Origin of the sequence: Flavobacterium hibisci (assembly GCF_020026925.1) — a bacterium.
Classification (GTDB): Bacteria; Bacteroidota; Bacteroidia; order Flavobacteriales; family Flavobacteriaceae; genus Flavobacterium; species Flavobacterium hibisci.
In genome coordinates this window covers 96,349-114,797 of record NZ_JAIQDW010000009.1, presented here as the reverse complement: position 1 = coordinate 114,797, position 18,449 = coordinate 96,349, and the positions used below count along the sequence as shown (strand labels likewise).

The 18,449-nt window shown below is 34.2% G+C and carries 14 protein-coding genes; 5 read left to right on the top strand and 9 right to left on the bottom strand.

The window, feature by feature from the left end; translation table 11 throughout:
- Positions 1–128: 128 nt before the first annotated feature.
- The 3 genes from K8B81_RS11195 to K8B81_RS11185 all read right to left on the bottom strand — a co-directional run bounded on the left by K8B81_RS11195 (position 129) and on the right by K8B81_RS11185 (position 3,507).
- Complete coding sequence (locus K8B81_RS11195) at positions 129–1,079, bottom strand: D-2-hydroxyacid dehydrogenase (protein WP_223681553.1); 951 nt, start codon at positions 1,077–1,079, stop codon at positions 129–131.
- Between the two features lie 192 nt (positions 1,080–1,271).
- Positions 1,272–2,342 carry a 3-phosphoserine/phosphohydroxythreonine transaminase gene (gene serC / locus K8B81_RS11190; protein WP_223681552.1) on the bottom strand — a complete coding sequence of 357 codons (1,071 nt, stop codon included), beginning with the start codon at positions 2,340–2,342 and terminating at the stop codon, positions 1,272–1,274.
- Positions 2,343–2,421: 79 nt separating this feature from the next.
- The gene (locus tag K8B81_RS11185; protein ID WP_223681551.1) at positions 2,422–3,507 is read right to left on the bottom strand and encodes an acyl-CoA reductase; all 1,086 of its coding nucleotides are present in this window, start codon (positions 3,505–3,507) and stop codon (positions 2,422–2,424) included.
- A gap of 137 nt (positions 3,508–3,644) precedes the next feature.
- Here K8B81_RS11185 and K8B81_RS11180 point away from each other — a divergent pair, with 137 nt between their 5' ends.
- Positions 3,645–3,995 carry a 4Fe-4S dicluster domain-containing protein gene (locus tag K8B81_RS11180; protein ID WP_223681550.1) on the top strand — a complete coding sequence of 117 codons (351 nt, stop codon included), beginning with the start codon at positions 3,645–3,647 and terminating at the stop codon, positions 3,993–3,995.
- A gap of 151 nt (positions 3,996–4,146) precedes the next feature.
- Positions 4,147–5,310: a carboxypeptidase-like regulatory domain-containing protein gene (locus K8B81_RS11175; RefSeq protein ID WP_223681549.1), complete on the top strand. Its 1,164-nt coding sequence runs from the start codon at positions 4,147–4,149 to the stop codon at positions 5,308–5,310.
- 59 nt (positions 5,311–5,369) lie between these two features.
- Here the strand turns inward: K8B81_RS11175 and K8B81_RS11170 are convergent, their stop codons facing one another.
- Positions 5,370–8,114 carry a TonB-dependent receptor gene (locus tag K8B81_RS11170; RefSeq protein WP_223681548.1) on the bottom strand — a complete coding sequence of 915 codons (2,745 nt, stop codon included), beginning with the start codon at positions 8,112–8,114 and terminating at the stop codon, positions 5,370–5,372.
- Between the two features lie 292 nt (positions 8,115–8,406).
- On the opposite strand from K8B81_RS11170, the gene ychF reads away from it, so the two are divergent.
- The 3 genes from ychF (at position 8,407) to K8B81_RS11155 (ending at position 11,419) form a co-directional block, all read left to right on the top strand.
- Entirely contained in the window at positions 8,407–9,501 is a 1,095-nt protein-coding gene (ychF, locus tag K8B81_RS11165; protein WP_223681546.1) for a redox-regulated ATPase YchF, read from the top strand.
- Positions 9,502–9,733: 232 nt separating this feature from the next.
- The gene (locus K8B81_RS11160) at positions 9,734–10,411 is read left to right on the top strand and encodes a TIGR02117 family protein (RefSeq protein ID WP_223681545.1); all 678 of its coding nucleotides are present in this window, start codon (positions 9,734–9,736) and stop codon (positions 10,409–10,411) included.
- A 93-nt stretch (positions 10,412–10,504) separates the two neighbouring features.
- Positions 10,505–11,419, top strand: coding sequence for a YihY/virulence factor BrkB family protein (locus K8B81_RS11155; protein WP_223681543.1), 915 nt, complete (start codon positions 10,505–10,507; stop codon positions 11,417–11,419).
- A 39-nt stretch (positions 11,420–11,458) separates the two neighbouring features.
- Here the strand turns inward: K8B81_RS11155 and K8B81_RS11150 are convergent, their stop codons facing one another.
- The 5 genes from K8B81_RS11150 to K8B81_RS11130 form a co-directional block, all read right to left on the bottom strand.
- Positions 11,459–13,270: a cytochrome-c peroxidase gene (locus K8B81_RS11150; RefSeq protein WP_223681541.1), complete on the bottom strand. Its 1,812-nt coding sequence runs from the start codon at positions 13,268–13,270 to the stop codon at positions 11,459–11,461.
- Between the two features lie 73 nt (positions 13,271–13,343).
- Positions 13,344–14,819: a PhoX family protein gene (locus K8B81_RS11145; RefSeq protein WP_223681539.1), complete on the bottom strand. Its 1,476-nt coding sequence runs from the start codon at positions 14,817–14,819 to the stop codon at positions 13,344–13,346.
- Positions 14,820–14,981: 162 nt separating this feature from the next.
- Complete coding sequence (locus K8B81_RS11140) at positions 14,982–15,611, bottom strand: 3'-5' exonuclease (RefSeq protein WP_223681537.1); 630 nt, start codon at positions 15,609–15,611, stop codon at positions 14,982–14,984.
- 2 nt (positions 15,612–15,613) lie between these two features.
- The gene (locus K8B81_RS11135) at positions 15,614–17,527 is read right to left on the bottom strand and encodes a DUF294 nucleotidyltransferase-like domain-containing protein (RefSeq protein ID WP_223681535.1); all 1,914 of its coding nucleotides are present in this window, start codon (positions 17,525–17,527) and stop codon (positions 15,614–15,616) included.
- 144 nt (positions 17,528–17,671) lie between these two features.
- Positions 17,672–18,445 (bottom strand): TerC family protein, encoded by a 774-nt coding sequence (locus K8B81_RS11130; protein ID WP_223681533.1) that lies wholly within the window; start codon positions 18,443–18,445, stop codon positions 17,672–17,674.
- Between the last annotated feature and the right edge of the window lie 4 nt (positions 18,446–18,449).

The following is an 18,449-nucleotide window of genomic DNA, read 5'->3' as shown; positions in this document are numbered from 1 at the left end:
TTATTTAACATTTGTGATTATAATGATAGTGTTATCAAATAAAAACAAGAAAACTTTCTATCAAAAAAAAGAAAGGGGATTTATTAATCAGTGTTAATAAATCCCCCAAAGTTATTAGTTATAATAAATTAACTCAATAAAGTAATGATTTGTGAAGCTAATTCAGTACCAATTCTGTCCTGAGCTTCTCCTGTTGCAGCCCCAATATGCGGAGTCAGTGAAATTTTAGAGTGCATTAAGATTGCCATTTCAGGTTTTGGTTCGTTTTCAAAAACGTCTAATCCAGCAAATGCTACTTTTCCTGAATCTAATGCTTTTACAAGTGCTACTTCGTCAATAACACCTCCACGTGCACAGTTTACGATTCCAACACCATCCTTCATGATTTCAAATTCTTTCTCACCAATGATATAACCATCCTGAGCAGGAACGTGCAAAGTGATGAAATCAGATTCTTTTAATAAAGACTCTAAAGACTGAGGAACAATAGTAGTCGTAATAGACTGACCATCAAAAAACTCCACTTTTACATCTACAGACGGAATAAATCCATCAGCAGCAATAACTTTCATGCCTAAACCAAGAGCCATTTTTGCAGTTGCCTGACCAATACGGCCAATTCCAACAATACCTAATGTTTTTCCTCTTAACTCAGTTCCGTTTGCGTAAGCTTTTTTCAAACCGTCAAAGTTTGAATCACCTTCCAAAGGCATATTTCTGTTTGAATCATGTAAAAAACGAACGCCGGAAAGTAGGTGTCCGAATACTAATTCAGCAACTGATTCTGATGAAGAAGCAGGCGTATTAATTACGTGAATCCCTTTGCTTTTAGCATAATCAACATCGATATTGTCCATACCAACACCACCACGTCCGATGATTTTGATACCAGGACAAGCGTCGATAATATCTTTACGAACTTTAGTTGCACTACGAACTAAAATTACGTCCACATTGTTTTCATTAATAAAGTTAGCAACTTGTTCCTGAGCTACTTTTGTAGTGATAACTTCAAATCCACCTTTTTCTAAAGCTAGAATTCCGCTTTTAGAAATTCCGTCATTGGCTAATACTTTCATTTTAGTCTATTTGTTTTGATTATTATTAATCGTTTAAAATAAATAATAATATGAATGATATAATTTTCTTTTTTATTTAGAAGCTAATTCCTGCTATTCATTTCAATCTTTTATGTTTTAAAAGAAAACATAAAAGGATTTCCATTTCTATCAGGGCTATGGCTCCGGTATTCAATTGATGTTTTTCGGAAATTAAACTTTACTTTCCAAAGCTTTCATTACATCTACCAATACCTGTACACTTTCGATAGGCATTGCGTTGTAAATAGAGGCTCTGTAACCACCAACAGAACGGTGTCCAGGCAATCCTGAGATTCCGGCTTCTTTCCATAATTTATCAAACGTTTCTGTATGATCAGGATTTGTAAGAAGAAAAGTAACGTTCATGTTAGAACGGTCTTCAACAGCTGCAGCACCTTTAAATAATGGGTTTCTGTCGATTTCATTATAAAGCAACTCAGCTTTAGCGTTGTTTAATTTTTCAACAGCAGCGATACCGCCTTTTTCTTTAATCCATTGTAATGTTAATAATGAAACATAAACAGCAAATACAGAAGGTGTATTGTACATACTTTCTGCTTTGATATGTTTGGTGTAATCCAGCATACTCGGAATTGTTCTTCCGTTTTTCCCTAAGATTTCTTCCTTAACTACAACTAAAGTAGTTCCTGCAGGCCCCATGTTTTTTTGAGCTCCGGCATAGATTAAGTCAAATTTAGAGAAATCTAATTCGCGTGAAAAAATATCAGAACTCATGTCGCATACAACCGGAATATTGGTTGCAGGGAATTCTTTCATTTGGGTTCCAAAAATGGTGTTGTTGCTTGTACAGTGAAAATAATCTGCATCGGCCGGTATTTCATAACCTTTTGGAACATAAGTATAATTGTCGTCTTTTGAAGAACCTACGATAACAGTATCCCCAAAAAGTTTAGCTTCTTTGATGGCTGCTGTCGCCCATGTTCCAGAATCTAAATAAGCTGCTTTTCCGTTTTCTTTCATCAGGTTGTAAGGAGCCATTATAAATGCTGTACTTGCTCCGCCCTGTAAAAATAAAGCCTGGTATCCTTTGTCTGTAAGGCCTAATAAGTCTAAAGCCAATGCACGGGCTTCGTCCATAACCGCAACGAAATCTTTGCTTCGGTGCGAAATTTCAAGAATTGATAATCCTGAATTATTAAAATCTAAAACTGCTTTTGATGCTTTTTCAAAAACTTCCTGAGGTAAAATACTTGGTCCTGCGCTGTAGTTGTGTTTTTTCATGGTATAGTTAAAAGTCCAAATTTTAAAAACGCAAATTTCGGGAATACAAGCCGAAAAACCGTTAAATTATTCGCAATAATTACAATTTTTTATCCGATGTTATTAACAAAAACGATATAGTATCTACGTTGTCTGCATAATCCCATAATTGCGGAGTCTGAGTTTTTCCGAATGAAATACTGTCTTTAATCAGATTGTTGCTTACAATACACTGAATTTGCTCAGATTCAGCTTCAAGACGATTTTTAAGATCCTCAATATTTTCATAAAATTCATAAAAAACGCTTGAAATAGGAGAAGCATAACTGGAATCTTCTTTAATTGTCAAAAAGCCATTGTCAAGTAATTTGAAATTACTCATTAAAAAAACAGCCTTATTGTAGTCGTAGTTATTCGCATATTTTTCATAATGGATAACATCCTGATATTTGAAAATAGCTTCAAAAAAAATATCGAATTTGTAATCTTTCGGAACAAAAATTTTGGATACATTTCGGCATCCTAAACCAAAATAGCGAAAAATATCTTCTCCTAAAGCTTCTAAATCTTCTTTTGTTTCCTGACCGTTTAAAACAGCAACAGAATTTCTGTTCTTGCGGATTATCGAAGGTTTATCTTTAAAATAATATTCAAAATAACGGGCAGTATTATTACTTCCGGTTGCAATGACGGCATCAAAATTTTCTAATTTTCCTTCCACGAAAACAATCTTGTCTTTTAGACTGTGATCAGTAAAAATTAAATATTTGGCTAAAAATGGCAATAAATGCTGATCATTTGAAGATGTTTTTACGAGAGCTTTATTCCCCGTAATTAATACGCATAAAAAATCATGAAACCCTACTAACGGAATATTTCCGGCTAAAATTAAGGCTACTGTTTTTTCTTTTTTATTATCCTGAGAGAACTCCGTAGAATAGCCCGAAAGCCATTTGTCGATATTTTCTTCAGTCAAAGCATCTGTCCATGATTTTATGGCGAAATATACTTGCTCAGGTGTGTACCAACCATTGTGTGATTGCGAAAGTTCAATGAGTTTTATAAAATCATCAAAAAACAAATCATTACCTAAAACAGATTCATTTTGAGTGTTTTTTTCTTCTGAAAACTGACTCAAAAACCGACCAAGTGCTATAAAAGATTGTTTTTTTTCGTTTTGTAACATAAGTAATTTGTTTATGAAAGGTTTTGATTGTAATTTTGCACAAAAATAAGCTATATTAAGTTATAAGGCAAAGCAGAATAAAATGTTTGGCATTTTTAGTAAAGTCTTGTAATTTTTAACCCGTAACCAAGAAAAAAATGGCAATAATTATAACCGACGAATGCATCAATTGTGGGGCTTGTGAACCAGAATGCCCTAATACAGCAATTTATGAAGGAGCTGATGACTGGAGATATAAAGACGGAACAAGTCTTTCCGGAAAAGTAATTTTACCTGACGGAACAGAAGTTGACGCAGATGATGCTCAAACACCAATTTCTGATGAAGTGTACTATATCGTACCCGGAAAATGTACAGAATGTAAAGGTTTCCATGATGAACCTCAATGTGCAGCTGTATGTCCTGTTGATTGTTGTGTGCCAGACGAAAACCACGTTGAAGACGAGGAAACACTATTAAACAGACAGGCGTTTCTACACGCAGAATAATATTCAAAATTATACTATATCAAAATCCTGAGTGTTAAGCTTAGGATTTTTTTTATTTCTAATAAAATATTCAATTATTTCGTATTTATCTGGTTTTTAATGTTTTATTTTTGTTAAATTTGGCAATAATTTTTGTATTTTTATAATAACCATGAGAAGACTAATAGTTATATTTATTCTGTTATTTAGTGTTGATTTTTTTGCGCAAAGCACTGAATATTCTATTGTTATAAAAGATATAGAAACGTTGATGCCTATTGAAAATGCTACGGTTTTTATTATGAAAACTAAACAGACTTTAATAAGTAATAAAGATGGAAAAGTAACTTTTGAATTGAATGGGGCTTCAAATGTTCAGGTTTCTGAAACAAATTATGAAAAACTAACGCTACGCTGGGCAACTTTAAAGGAAGATCAGTTTGTAGTTTATCTTAAAAATACCCATAATAAATTAGATGAAGTAGTTGTATCAACTGAAAATCCTCAAAAAACACTTCAAAAAATCGTTTCTAATTCAAGGCACAAATTAGCTGATTCTTACCGCTTAAAGGTGTACGTGAGAGAGTTTTTTTTGTTAGATAACAAATACTCATATTATAATGACGGACTTGTAAATTTTCAGTTTTCTGTTAGTCAGAAAAAAGCAACAACAACATTGCTTGTTGAGCAAAACAGGTCTTATGGTTTGTTGGAGGCTGATATCAGTGCAGATTTACGAGGTTATAATTTGAATAATATTATGGAAAATTATTGCAATTTAAATTATTTCGATCCTCTTTTAGATTCAAAAGCAAAAAAAGAATACAGTTTTACAACCAAGGGACATCCAAACAATAAAAGTTATTATATAATGTCTATAGCGCCTTTGGATAATTCAAAAACAGCTCTTGATACTTACGAAATAGTCTATGATCCCGAAAAAAAGCTGATTATAGAATTTAGTGTCATTATTGAGCCAAAAAATTTATCGGAAATAGTCGAAAATGAACAAATTGGTGCTAAAAATGTAACACGATCAATTGTAAAAGTGAGCTATAGGGCAGAAGGTCAGGATTATTATCTCTTGACTGCGAATGAAGAGATAGGGTATGATTTGGTTTTAAAAGAGGAAATCAAGAATATTCAGGTCCGTAATAATTTTATAACAACCAGCTTCAACAGACAGAATTTTACTTATAAGGAAAGCGATGTTTTTAAAGAAAAATCACTTTTCAACAAAAAAAATAAAGTGCTGACTAAATATTGGGACATTTCCGGATTTACAGCAACAGATGAAGAAAAGGCAATTATAGATGCCTTAGAATTTAAATTATAACTTTATAAAAAAAATCCTGAGTTTTATAGCTCAGGATTTTTTTGTTTAGATAATATGATTTAAAAATTAAATCCAAGCCTTGCATAGTAATATGCTCCACTGAATCCCATTTGTACTGCATCCCAGTAACCGCCGGCTTCCACCCAGTCATCTTGCTGGTCTGGATAAATATTTAGTAAGTTGTTGGCACCAATACTTAATTTGGTGGATTTACAAAGTTTAAAACCTAAAGTCAGATCGGTTACTATTTTTGCTCCATAAGTATCTGTAGCAGCTTTTTTTCTGTTAGCAAATAATTGAGCAGCAGTTTCTGATGGATCAGTTCTGAAATCTTCATCGGTTAAACTGGAATCAGTCATTTGATAATCTAACAGCTTTACTTCGCTAAACCTCGTAAATGCTAATCCGGCATCAAACCATTTTCTACCATAATTTAAGTTTAGACCAAATTTATTTGGAGGTGCTGAGGCTAATAAAAATGCTTTGTCACGTTCCCCAAAAAACGTTTGTTCATCTAAATTGCCATTTTTCACCTTATCGATTTTCATATCATTAATGTTTCCAACTAAAGTAGCTCCAAATCTGTTTTCGTTAATTGTTTTTTTCCAACCTAAAACAATATCTACACCTTTAGTTTTGGTATCTACTCCATTTACGAAAAACTGTGCTGCATCAACACCAAGGTTATATTGAGTTGCATCAAAATATCCTGTTAGTACAATTCTGTCTTTTACATTAATCAAGTAACCATCAACAGTGGCTGTAAAATCGCCAAAACTTGCTGTGAATCCTAATGAGGCATTAATTGCCTTTTCTTCATTTAAACTACCAATTCCAAATGCTTTAGTTACAGGACTATTGTTTGAAGATAACAATACTTCTGTGGCTCCTGCAGAACTAAAGTTGGTAAAACGTAAGTTGTAATAAATCTGTGCTAAAGATGGCGCACGGAATCCGGTACTTACTGAACCTCTTAAATTAATTTTATCTGTAATTTTAAGGCGTGATGCTAATTTACCATTTATAGTGCTTCCAAAATCACTGTAATTTTCAAAACGTACTGCACCGCTAACCATAAAAGCCTTGGAAATATCTAATTCGGCATCACTATAAAGGGAGAAGTTATTGCGGCTTTTATCAACCTGATTCGCAGGACTATATCCAGGAAAGCCCTGAGAACCTCCCGGTCTTGCAATAGTTGGCGATGAATCAGGATCTGTAGGGTCATAATCAGGATTTGGAATAGTTGGAGGACTTTGAGTTGTTGGATTAGTAATCGGATTGCCATTTGTATCATAAGTTGCGTAAGAACCTATTTCTCCGGCAAAAATTTCAAATTGCTCCACTCTGAATTCGGTTCCAAAAGCTATATTTAAGCCTTCAAGAATGTCTCCATAGTTTTTCGAAACATCTAAATTTGTAGTATTTTGCAGCAAACTATGACCTCCGGCATCAAATTCTGTCGGGGAATTTTCTTCAAGGGAAGCATTCAGAGTGCCTTTTATATCGTAATGAAATTTGTTTTTCCCCAGGGTATTGCTAAAATCCCATTTCCATCCTCCGGATGTTTCGGTCCTTATTCCGGCAGCAATGGAGTTATCATTAATTTTTGAGGTAATTCTTGGCGTGTATCCTCCGGGATAAATTTCTTCTACAACTCTTTCGCCATCATTTCGGGTAAAGGCATAAGCATCGGTATTTCTAAAGTTACTTCCTCCAAAAGCATAAAATTGAGTTTTATCAGAAATGGGAACAGCCAGATTTACAAATAAATTTACCCCCTGAATAGATGCTTCACCAAACCCTTTTCTGAAATCAAAACCAGGACGTAATGTTTTATTTTTATTTAGAAACTCTCCTGTTACATTCACATAACCGCCTTTGTTACCAATTGGAACTCCGTAATTAGCAGATACTTTGACAGAACCACCGTCAAAATCCTGATCTTTTCCAAAAGAATTACCATTTCCGTTTTGGTCTAATCTATAACCTTTTGTATTTGCAGTACCTTCTGGAAAATCTCCTTTTGCATGTGTATTAAATGCCCCGTAAGTTATGGCTCCGGTAAATTCTTTTACATTATCATTAGTGACAATATTGATAACCCCTGCAATGGCATCAGAACCATATTGCGCAGCAGCTCCATCTCTCAGTATTTCAATTCTTTTGATGGAAGCAGCCGGAATTGCATTTAAATCAGTTCCTGTATTTCCACGTCCGCGTGTTCCAAATAAATTAATCAAAGAGGATTGATGTCTTCTTTTTCCATTAATTAAAACCAAAGTCTGATCTGGCCCCATTCCTCTTAATGAAGCAGGATCAACGTGGTCAGCGCCATCAGAACCAGATTGCTTATTCGCATTGAATGAAGGAGCGACATATTGTAGCAATTCGTTAATTTCAAGTTTTCCACTTTGGGTGGTAACCTCTTTCACATTGATTACATCAATCGGAACAGCCGAGTTTACAACGGTTCTTTTGGTGCTTCTTGAACCAACGACTACGACATCGCTCAAGATCTGGCCACCGTTTTCGTCAAGGGTGACCTCTATTTTATTGCCAGATGCCGGTTTTTCTACGGAAGCATAACCAACATATGTAAAAATTAATACAGCACCTTCCTTCACTTTAATAGTAAAGCCGCCTTCATAATCGGTAGAGACACCGTTTGTTGTTCCTTTTTCGACAACATTTACACCGGGAAGAGGTGTGCCTGACTTATCCTTAACGAAACCCGAGACTTCTGTTTGTGCAAAAATAAAAGCTGAATTTATCAGAAATAGTAATAATACAATCTTTTTCATGGTTGGTTTAATTTTTTGGTTTGTTTTTGTTTGTTGTTTGTATAAAATTAATGTTTTTTAACAAAATAGTAACAAAAAGTTTAAAAATTTCAATGTAAGCTATAATAAATACATTAATGCACATTTTTGATTCAATCAAGAGTTATTAAATCTTATATTTGCAAAATTTTTATGCTAAAAAATATCAGTTTGGCAAAAAATAAACAAACAGAGAATTCATAAAGGATTAAATTACAAGCATTAAAGCATACCCTGAATAAAAAGGGCTAATAAAATAAATAGAAACAAACAGATGAAAGCAGGAATTGTAGGATTGCCAAATGTTGGAAAATCAACATTATTTAATTGTTTATCTAATGCAAAAGCGCAAAGTGCCAATTTTCCGTTTTGTACAATCGAACCGAATATTGGAGTTGTAAACGTTCCGGATCCGAGAATCAATAAATTGGAAGAATTGGTAAAGCCAGAGCGTGTACAAATGGCAACTGTAGATATTGTTGATATTGCAGGTTTGGTAAAAGGCGCAAGTAAAGGAGAAGGTCTTGGAAACCAGTTTTTAGGAAACATTAGAGAGTGTAACGCTATCATTCATGTACTGCGTTGTTTCGACAATGATAATATCGTACACGTTGACGGAAATGTAAATCCAATTCGTGACAAAGAGACTATTGATATCGAATTGCAGTTAAAAGATTTAGAAACAATCGAAAAACGTCTGGAAAAGGTAAAACGTGCTGCAAAAACAGGAAATAAAGAAGCGCAGACAGAAGAGGCTTTATTAAACCGAATCAGGGAAGCATTATTGCAGGCAAAATCAGCCAGAACAATCATTCCTCAAAATAATGACGAAGAAGTTTTGATGGAAAGCTTTCAGTTAATTACAGCAAAACCAGTTTTATACGTTTGTAATGTTGACGAAAGTTCTGCAGTAAGCGGGAATAAATATGTAGACCAGGTTCGTGAATTGGTAAAAGATGAAGATGCTGAAGTTATTATCCTTTCAGTAGGAGCAGAGGCTGATATTACAGAATTAGAAAGCTACGAAGAGCGCCAGGTTTTTCTTGAAGATATGGGATTGACCGAACCGGGAGCTTCCGTTTTAATTCGTGCAGCTTACAAACTTTTAAAACAACAGACTTACTTTACAGCAGGTGTAAAAGAAGTTCGTGCCTGGACCATCAATATTGGCGCAACAGCACCTCAGGCAGCCGGAGTTATCCATACCGATTTTGAAAAAGGATTTATTCGTGCAGAAGTTATTTCTTATGACGATTACGTTCAATATGGTTCTGAGGCAAAAGCTAAAGAAGCAGGAAAATTTAAAGTAGAAGGAAAAGAATATGTGGTGAAAGATGGAGATGTTATGCACTTCCGTTTTAACGTATAGTTTTCTTAGAGAATAGAATAAAGAAGAAAGAAAATAGAAAAAACTGCTGGAGAAATTCAGCAGTTTTTTTATGCTTTAAAATATTAAGACACGAATAAAAAAATCCGTTTAAATCCGCGCTTTCGCGAAAGCGAATCAGTAAAATCCGCGTGCTATTTCAAAAGGCAAAATTTTTGGCTCAAAAATTGGTTAAAGAAAAATCAACCAATAACTAAATCTAAAACCAATCAAAATGCTAAAAAAAACTTTCAAATTTATCGGGTGGACACTTTTCGGGATTTTTACTTTTATCGCGTTGTATATTTCATCAGTTCTGCTGATTTCAAAAATAACTGTGAATTCAGATATCACCGCCTTAGAAGAACAAAATGCTATTCCAATTTACATCCTTTCTAATGGGGTTCATACAGATATTGTAGTTCCGGTTAAAAACGAAATCAAAGACTGGCGAAACGAAATCCAGTTCAGTCAGACGCAATCAAAAGATTCTTTGATGAATTATATCGCTTTCGGATGGGGAGACAAAGGATTTTATCTGGATACGCCGGAATGGTCAGATTTAAAGGCAAGTACAGCCTTAAAAGCCGCATTTGGTGTAAGTTCATCTGCAATGCATACCACCTTTTTTAAACAATTAAAAGAAGGAGATGACTGCAAACGCATTCTGATCTCAAAAGAAAACTATCAAAATCTGGTGACTTATATTTCAGGTAGTTTTAGTGATTCTGTCCATCCACAATGGATTCAAGGGCACAGTTACGGAAAAAAAGATGCTTTTTACGAAGCAAAAGGGAGTTATAGTCTTTTTTATACCTGCAATACCTGGGCAAATAATGCTTTAAAAGCGGCAAACCAAAAAGCTAGTTTATGGACGGTTTATGATAAAGGGATTTTTTGCCATTATAAATAAACACATGGCAAAAATGTAAAATTAGGTTAAAAATCAGAAATTAATTTTTTTTAATTATTGTTTAAATTTGAGAGAATATCAAAAAATCAGCAAATGAAAAATCATAATATTCTCTCTAAAACGTGGTATCTGCTAAAAAGGACTTTTTTAGAATTTATAGAGGATGACGCTATAAAACTAAGTGCTGCCTTATCGTATTACACCATTTTTGCTTTGCCACCACTATTGATTATTATTATCACTATTTGTGGTTTCTTTTTTGGAGAAGAAGCAGTAACAGGGCAGTTGTATGGCCAGATAAATGAACTGGTTGGAAACGATGCGGCTAAACAAATTCAGGAAGCAATCAAAAATGTGCAGCTTTCAGACAGTAATGTTTTTGTAACGGTTTTTGGTGTGATTATGCTGCTTATAGGGGCTTCAGGAGTTTTTGCTGAGATTCAGAGTTCTATTAATTATATATGGGGATTGCGCGCAAAACCAAATAAAGGCTTACGAAAATTCATTCAAAATCGATTGATGTCGTTTTCGATGATAGTGTCAGTAGGGTTTTTAATGCTGGTTAGTTTAATGCTTAATGCCACTTTGGACATTTTGAATGCCAGGTTAAAGATTTATTTCCCTGAAAGTACTGTTTATCTCTTTTATGTTATCAATATTTTAATCGTTTTAGGAAGTATCGCACTTCTTTTTGCTATTATTTTCAGAACATTGCCTGACGGAAATATAAAATGGAAAGATGCCTTTATTGGTGCCGGATTTACCTCAATTCTATTTATGATTGGTAAGTTCGCTATCGGGTTTTACTTAGGTAGTTCTACCATTGCAAACGTTTATGGTGCTGCTGGATCAGTAGTTATCATATTAGTTTGGGTATATTATTCGGCTATTATCTTATATTTTGGAGCAGAGTTTACCAAAGTTTATGCGAAAACTTTTGGCGGTAATATTTCTCCTAACGATTATTCGGTAGAAATTAAGAAAGAAATTTTAGAAGTATCTCAATAAAAAACTGGGTGCATATTTGACACCCAGTATTCTTATAAGTTATTGATATTTTTTATCAGTCAGGGTTTTCATAAACGCCACCAAAGCAGATTCCTCTTTTTTGCTTAGTTTAAGCTGGTCAAAAGGAAGAGTTTGATTCTCAACTGGGTAACCTAAACCTTTTCCGCCTCCTTTATTATAAAAATCGACAACTTCTTCTAATGTGGTAAATACGCCGTTGTGCATATAAGGTGCAGTTTTGGCTACATTTCGAATAGAAGGTGTTTTAAAGGCATTCTTAAGCTGATCCATTCTAAACTGATTGTATTTCCCTAAATCCGGACTTATTTCTTTTGCGGTTTTATCTTTTGGTGTTCCAATTACTTCCTGTTCGGTTTTACTGTAATTTGGAGGCACAGTTCCGTTAAATAAAGGAATAAAGTGACAGGTTGCACATTTTGCTTTACCTGCAAAAAGATTAAATCCGAGTTTTTCTTCTTCACTAAAATCATTTGATTCCCCTCTCATATATAAATCAAATCTGGAATCAAAATCATTCAGTGAACGGATATAAGAAGCGATAGCATTCTGCAATTGCCATTCTTCGATTTTATTGTTTTTAGGAAAAGCTTTTTCAAATAGACCTTTGTACTTTTTATCTTTATTCATTAAAGGAATAATCTGGCTAAACGAACCATGCATTTCCTTTTCGTTTTGTACAACATCTACGCTTTGCTTTTCTAAATCGATCTGTCTTAAATCCCAAAACAATGCATTTTGTAAACCTGCATAAGTAAGGGTTGGGGTATTTCTAGGCAAATCGAATCCGTCTAAAGAAAGATTTGTTTTGCGTCCGTCTGTAAACGCTTTTTCAGGAATATGGCAGGTTGCACAGCTTCTTTTTTGATCTTTTGAAATGGTAGTATCATAAAATAACTGATTTCCTAAAGCAACTTTATCCTCTGAATAAGCATATTCTGAAGAAGGAATAAAAGCATTAACATTAAATGCACTTTTTTCAAAAAGAGTAGCAGCATTTGAGTTGACTGCACTGTTTTTATTTACAGTATCAATGTTATTTTGCTTTTGTAAATCAAAAATGATTTTTGATATTGTATTTAGATATTCTTTAATAAATGTTGTTCTGTCAAAGTTGTTAAAAACTTTGTTTTTAGTACAATACAAAATACTATTTGAAATTGTTTTTTTTAATTTTGATTTTAATTCTAAGGATTGCTTAGAGTTGTTTTTGCAGGTTTTTAAAATGATTGTTTGAATCGAAGCAAGGGCAGGAGCAACTTCATTTATTGATTCCTGAGCTATGGGCGAATCAAAACCTGTGATTCCTAATGCTAAAATTCGGTAAACCTCAAATCGGGCAGCATCGATGATATGTTTGTCTCCAATACTTATTGCTTCTAAATGTTGTTTTACCTGAAGGATATTGGCGCGCATTATCGTTATTTCCCTCAACAAATCTGTTTTATTACTTGTATCATATTCAGGAAAAATAAATTCTTCAATGACCTGAAAACCATTTGGCGGGAGAAATTTGTTTTCTTCGACTTCAAGTTCATCCAAAGCGGGACCATTAATAAATCTGGCTGTTTCAGGTACAAAATACTCAACTGCCCATTCTGTTTTTTTGTATAAAACTCTTGTTTCCTTAAAACAATCCTGAATTTTTTTGGAATCTTTTTCGTTTTCAGCAAGCTTTTTGAAAAGCACTATTTTGTTTTCAAGTTTTTCCAGATCAATCAAAAGATCCTGTTTAACAGAAGTTTCAGTTTTTTCTTTTGTACAGCTTGTAAAAAAAGTCAGAAAAGAGAAAAGAATAGAAAAAAATATGTTTTTGATAAAATCAATTTTCATTGTAGGATACTTTAATAAATAACAAAAACAACCCAATAGAAAATTGGATTGTTTTTGTTGCAATTGTGGTAAATTATCTTTGTACGTTACGAATAATTACGGTTTGACCTCCTTCTTTATTTGTACTCACTCCTGAACCATCAGCATTTTTGAATGTATCATTTTGCCAGGTATGGGCATGAATATTCAATGTAAAAGTATTTGGAACACCAATAACATCTGAGATATCTTCCATTGCGCCATATTCCCAGCTTCCAAATCTCATTTCGCCAGATTGGTTGTACAATGAATTCCATGCAGCGTCTGTACGTTTATGGTTCATGGTTAACCACGGTTTATTTGTTTTGGAAGCAATATTATATTGCCAGATGTAAGAGTCATGTTTGGCATCTGCATAATAACTATCGCCATCTTCCTGAATGTAAACATAATTTTCAGTTACACAAAGGTTATCCGGATTAATAACGCCTGTACCTGGTGTAGAATCACCTTCAACCACTAGCTCAAGTTTTCCTTTTAACGGATCTTTTTCATCCAAAACTAATTTATATACTCTTCCCCACATAGTATAGCCTTCTACAGGAGTAGTTCCGTTTGAAGACTGACCAGTAGCGGTAAAATAAACTTCTCTGTTGTTTTTTGCTGATCCTTTTCTGTAGTCGATATCCTCTACTCTTGAAAAACGGATTGCTTTTAAATCGTTTACAGTAGTATTGATTTCGGCTCCAGTTATATTTTTGGCATTTGGAATTTCAACAAATGAAACGTCGAAAGAATTTCCAATAGTCATTGTCGTTTCTACCTGAACGTTATCATTTCTTTTCAAAGCGTATAATTTTCCGTTATTCAGATCACCAACTGTAGAAACGTACATAATGACCTGACCGGCACTTGCATGTGATGCTGCATACGATTGATCTTCACCCATGATAATGACACTTTTGCCCGGGTAAGCTTGTTTTGTCAGCGGAACAGCATTTTCCATGCTTGCTTTTCCTAAAGCTGGTAAAACCCTGTCTTTTCTGTTTTTATCAGATGCTGGTGCAAGTGGGTTGATACCGTGAACCATACTTTCCTGTCCGCTTTCTCCTGCAGTTAAAAATATAGGACCAAAACCGTGAATTTGAGGTGTAGCCAAAGTTGCCGAGCAAAGTCTTGTCTGGCCTCCGACAGCATCAACGATATAATCTCCTTTTACAGGTTTTAAAGTTTTGTCAAAATAAACTCGTGAAACAGATTGTATAATTTCATGGTTGGTAATCATTACATAACCATCACCATTAGGATCTTTCATAAATCCGGCACCATCAGGCTGACCAGCGTAAACGAAAGAAGGACTTTCCGGCAATACATCGGTTGTAGAGATTAAAGTTGAAATTTGCAGATTTTCGAAGCCAGGTTGAGCTACTACAAATGCAGGAACTTTTGATTTTGTTGTAAAATCAATGTTTTTGTTTGTTTTGTCACCATCATCGTCATTTTGACAACTGATTACAGAAATACCTGTAATTCCAAGTAATGCAATAGATTTTAAAAAATTAAATTTCATAACTGTTTTTTTGTTTTTTTGATTGAAGCAAAGCTATCGCTGAAAAACAAAATGTATGTTATGTTAATTTTTTCTTATTGCTAATAAATAATAGGGTATATATTACGAAATGGTAAAATTTTATTCATAATGTAAATTTAAGTTTCATAAAATACTCTTAAATTATTTGAATAGTTGATTTAAAGAAACTTCTTTTTTCTCTCGCAGTTTTTTTACGATTTTCAAAAAAGCAATAGCTGTGATGTAAGCGTCTCCTAATGCAGTATGACGGTCTTTTTTTGAAATATCAAATTTATCTGCCAGGTCATCTAGTGAGTAATGGTCTTTTCGTTCAAAAAGATGAGATTTTATCAAAGTTCTCTTGTACAAAACTCCGGTATCAAGTGCTTTGTTTTTTAATTCGGGTAAGCCATTTCTTTCAAGGGCTTTATTAATCATAGTAATATCAAAATAAGCATGATGTGCAATAATAACAGCATCCCCCAAATAGTCTAAAAACTGTTTTAAAGCTTCAGATTCAGAAGGACGCTTTACAACAAAATCTTTTAAAATGCCATGAATCTGGGCAGACGATTCATCGTAATGATCCTGTTCGATATAAACTTCAAAACTGTCCTGAACTGAAATAGTTCCGTTTTGTAATACTAATGCGCCAATACATAAAATGCGGTCGTTTGTGAAATCAAAACCAGTTGTTTCAGTATCCAGTACAACAAAACGGGTTTCTTCAATGGTGATGTTTTCATCGAAAAAATTTTCTTCTTCCTTTTTCCAAAAATCAAATAAACTCATCCTTATACAATATTAGAAACATTAAAACGTACCGAAATCAATTCCTGAAGTTCTTTGATGGTTTTAAAAGTTCTTTTCAGCTTTATTTTTTCCATTTTCGAAAGGGATTCCAAAGCAATAAACTGACCCGAATCATGGTGCAAAAGACCTTGCTTGGTTCTGAATTTCAATAAGGCTTTAAACGAATAAGAACATGACAAGTAAAGTTCACTGTTTTGAGGTTCAAGTTCGGCTAACTTTTCAAAACGTTCGGCCGTATTACTGATTGACTTAACTGAATGTGACAATATTAAAACCCTTGCAGCATCTGTAAGTGGCATTAAAGCTCTACGTTTAATGTCAAACTGGTCTTTATTAGCACCATCCTGTTCCACTAAAAACTGTCTGAAGAAACCGGTTGGCGAAGGACTCTGCAAAGCGCCGCTCACCAAATGAACATAAAAAATAGGATTGGCCTTTACGTTTTCAAATATCGAATCTGATAATTGGTCTACAAGCTCACGATTACCATATTTTACACTATAATCAAAAAAGATGAACGATAACAAAACTTCATTTTTACCCGGATTTTTAATCCAGTAAGTCACCTGATCCTTCCATTCATCAAGGCTCATGCACCATTTTGGATTGGATGCCATCATTTCAGCAGGACAATATTCGTAGCCAATAGTAAAAAGACCTTTATTGATGTAGGTTGCTAATTTTAGAAAATAAGCTTTGGTTTCATCCTTAAAAACTTCCGAAACATTTTCATACACAATCGCATTATCCTGATCGGTATGGAGCATCTGCTCGTCACGACCCTGACTTCCCAGTGCCAGCCATGTAAACTTTACAGGAGGAGGGGTATTCATTTTTTCTAATGAAATGTCAATAACACGCGTTACGCAGGCATCATTTAATTCGGTTATGATTTTTGTAATCAGCGTCATCGGGATATTTTGGTCTAAATATCCCTGCAATAATTGCATGATTCGAGCTCTGATAGGTTTGATTTCCTTAACTTTTGTGGTTCTTTTTAAAGCTTTGATCAATACTGCCGGATTATTTCCCAGTGAGACCATAAGATCGTGTTTGGATAAGATACCTACAGCTTTTGTATTGACTGTCCCGTCTTTCGTAAGACATAAATAACTGATATTACTTTTGATCATCGCCATCTGTGCTTCAGTAACTGTCAATTTTTTAGAATACGTAATAACGGGCGATGTCATAATCGTTTCAGCAGTCGTAGTAATTGGGTAATCACCTGAAACGATTTTGTTGCGTAAATCTTTATCGGTAATAATTCCAATTGGGAGCATTTCATCCACAATTAATATTGCCCCGACTTTTTTCTTGGTCAGGATTTTAGCGATTTCTTTTGCCGTGGTTGAAGGACCGCAGGTAACAATCTTTTTCGAAAATTTTATCGGCTGTAAATCAAATATTTCTTTTTCATTATTCAGTTCATGCTGCGCAATGACTTCACCGTATAAATTGTTTTTATGGACTTCTGAATAGGGGTTTTTAGTATTCGAAGCATAACTTTCGATTAGGAAATTCCCAATGGCTTTGTTTTCTAATGCGTAGGGTTTGAAAACCGCAATCGGAATCGCATATAAAATACTCTCTTCATAAGTACTGGCCTCCATAACATAATTTTCCTGGGCAAGGAGCGGTCTTAATCCAAAAATGTCACCTTCATCACACATGTCCAGTGTTTTCTGATTCTTTTTAAGAGCAACTGCGCCTTTGTGAACTACATAAAACGAATCATGTGTCTTTTCATTTTCAGAAAAAATAACCGAATCTTTTTCCTTATATATGATAGAAATCTGTTCAGATAATTTTTCAAGGTCTTTTTGATTTAAAAGATTAAAAGGAGGGAAGTGCTTCAAAAAATCGGCAACTCTATGTGAAATGGTATTTTTCATGTTGGATTACGTTCTGAATTTAGAATTAGAAAACAGTATTGTAAAAGAAACAAATTTCAGTATCTATTCAAACTATATTTTTTGAAAAATCAGGTTTATTTGTGAAACAAAAAAGTTCCGCAAAGGGAACTTTTAAATTTACGATCATGATTTTTTCTTTCGGATTCGCATATTGATAAATTCGACAGCAAGAGAAAAGGTAATGGCAAAATACAAATAGCCTTTCGGAATGGCTCCAATATGTTCGCCAATCAGCTCGGCATTAGATAAATGCATACTTTCGGTAATTAGCATAAACCCAATCAGGATTAGAAACGAAAGTCCCAATATTTGGATAGAAGGATTTTTATTAACGAAATTTCCAACCGGAACCGCAAAAAGCATCATAACAATTACAGAAATAATAACTGCTGTAATCATGATAATCAGCGCACCTTCAACGCCATTCGTCATACCAACAGCGGTTAAAATGGAGTCAACAGAGAAAATTAAATCGATTAACAGGATTTGTAGGATCACATTCGAAAAAGATTTCTTTGCAGCGGTTTCAATGCTTTTTTCCTCTTCTCCTTTATGATCCACCTTTTCACTGATTTCTTTGGTGCTTTTGTAAATCAGGAACAAACCTCCTAAAAATAAAATAATGGCCTGTCCGGTAAAATCAGCTTCGAGCCAGCCCCAGTGAATACTGAAAACAGTTGCTTTCATGGCAATCAAATACGAAATCCCTAACAAAAGTGCAATTCGCATAAACATAGCCAGAAACAAACCAATACGGGTGGCTTTTTTGCGATCCTGTTCTGGTAGTTTGCCTGTAACGATCGAGATGAAAATAATGTTGTCAATTCCCAGAACAATTTCCAGAAATGTCAGGGTCAGTAATGCAATCCAGGCATCAGGGTTTAAAAATACTTCCATGTAA

Coding starts and splice junctions, on each gene's coding strand:
- K8B81_RS11195 (WP_223681553.1), bottom strand. CDS start 1,079: ATGAAAGTATTAGCCAATGACGGAATTTCTAAAAGCGGAATTCTAGCT.
- serC (WP_223681552.1), bottom strand. CDS start 2,342: ATGAAAAAACACAACTACAGCGCAGGACCAAGTATTTTACCTCAGGAA.
- K8B81_RS11185 (WP_223681551.1), bottom strand. CDS start 3,507: ATGTTACAAAACGAAAAAAAACAATCTTTTATAGCACTTGGTCGGTTT.
- K8B81_RS11180 (WP_223681550.1), top strand. CDS start 3,645: ATGGCAATAATTATAACCGACGAATGCATCAATTGTGGGGCTTGTGAA.
- K8B81_RS11175 (WP_223681549.1), top strand. CDS start 4,147: ATGAGAAGACTAATAGTTATATTTATTCTGTTATTTAGTGTTGATTTT.
- K8B81_RS11170 (WP_223681548.1), bottom strand. CDS start 8,114: ATGAAAAAGATTGTATTATTACTATTTCTGATAAATTCAGCTTTTATT.
- ychF (WP_223681546.1), top strand. CDS start 8,407: ATGAAAGCAGGAATTGTAGGATTGCCAAATGTTGGAAAATCAACATTA.
- K8B81_RS11160 (WP_223681545.1), top strand. CDS start 9,734: ATGCTAAAAAAAACTTTCAAATTTATCGGGTGGACACTTTTCGGGATT.
- K8B81_RS11155 (WP_223681543.1), top strand. CDS start 10,505: ATGAAAAATCATAATATTCTCTCTAAAACGTGGTATCTGCTAAAAAGG.
- K8B81_RS11150 (WP_223681541.1), bottom strand. CDS start 13,270: ATGAAAATTGATTTTATCAAAAACATATTTTTTTCTATTCTTTTCTCT.
- K8B81_RS11145 (WP_223681539.1), bottom strand. CDS start 14,819: ATGAAATTTAATTTTTTAAAATCTATTGCATTACTTGGAATTACAGGT.
- K8B81_RS11140 (WP_223681537.1), bottom strand. CDS start 15,611: ATGAGTTTATTTGATTTTTGGAAAAAGGAAGAAGAAAATTTTTTCGAT.
- K8B81_RS11135 (WP_223681535.1), bottom strand. CDS start 17,527: ATGAAAAATACCATTTCACATAGAGTTGCCGATTTTTTGAAGCACTTC.
- K8B81_RS11130 (WP_223681533.1), bottom strand. CDS start 18,445: ATGGAAGTATTTTTAAACCCTGATGCCTGGATTGCATTACTGACCCTG.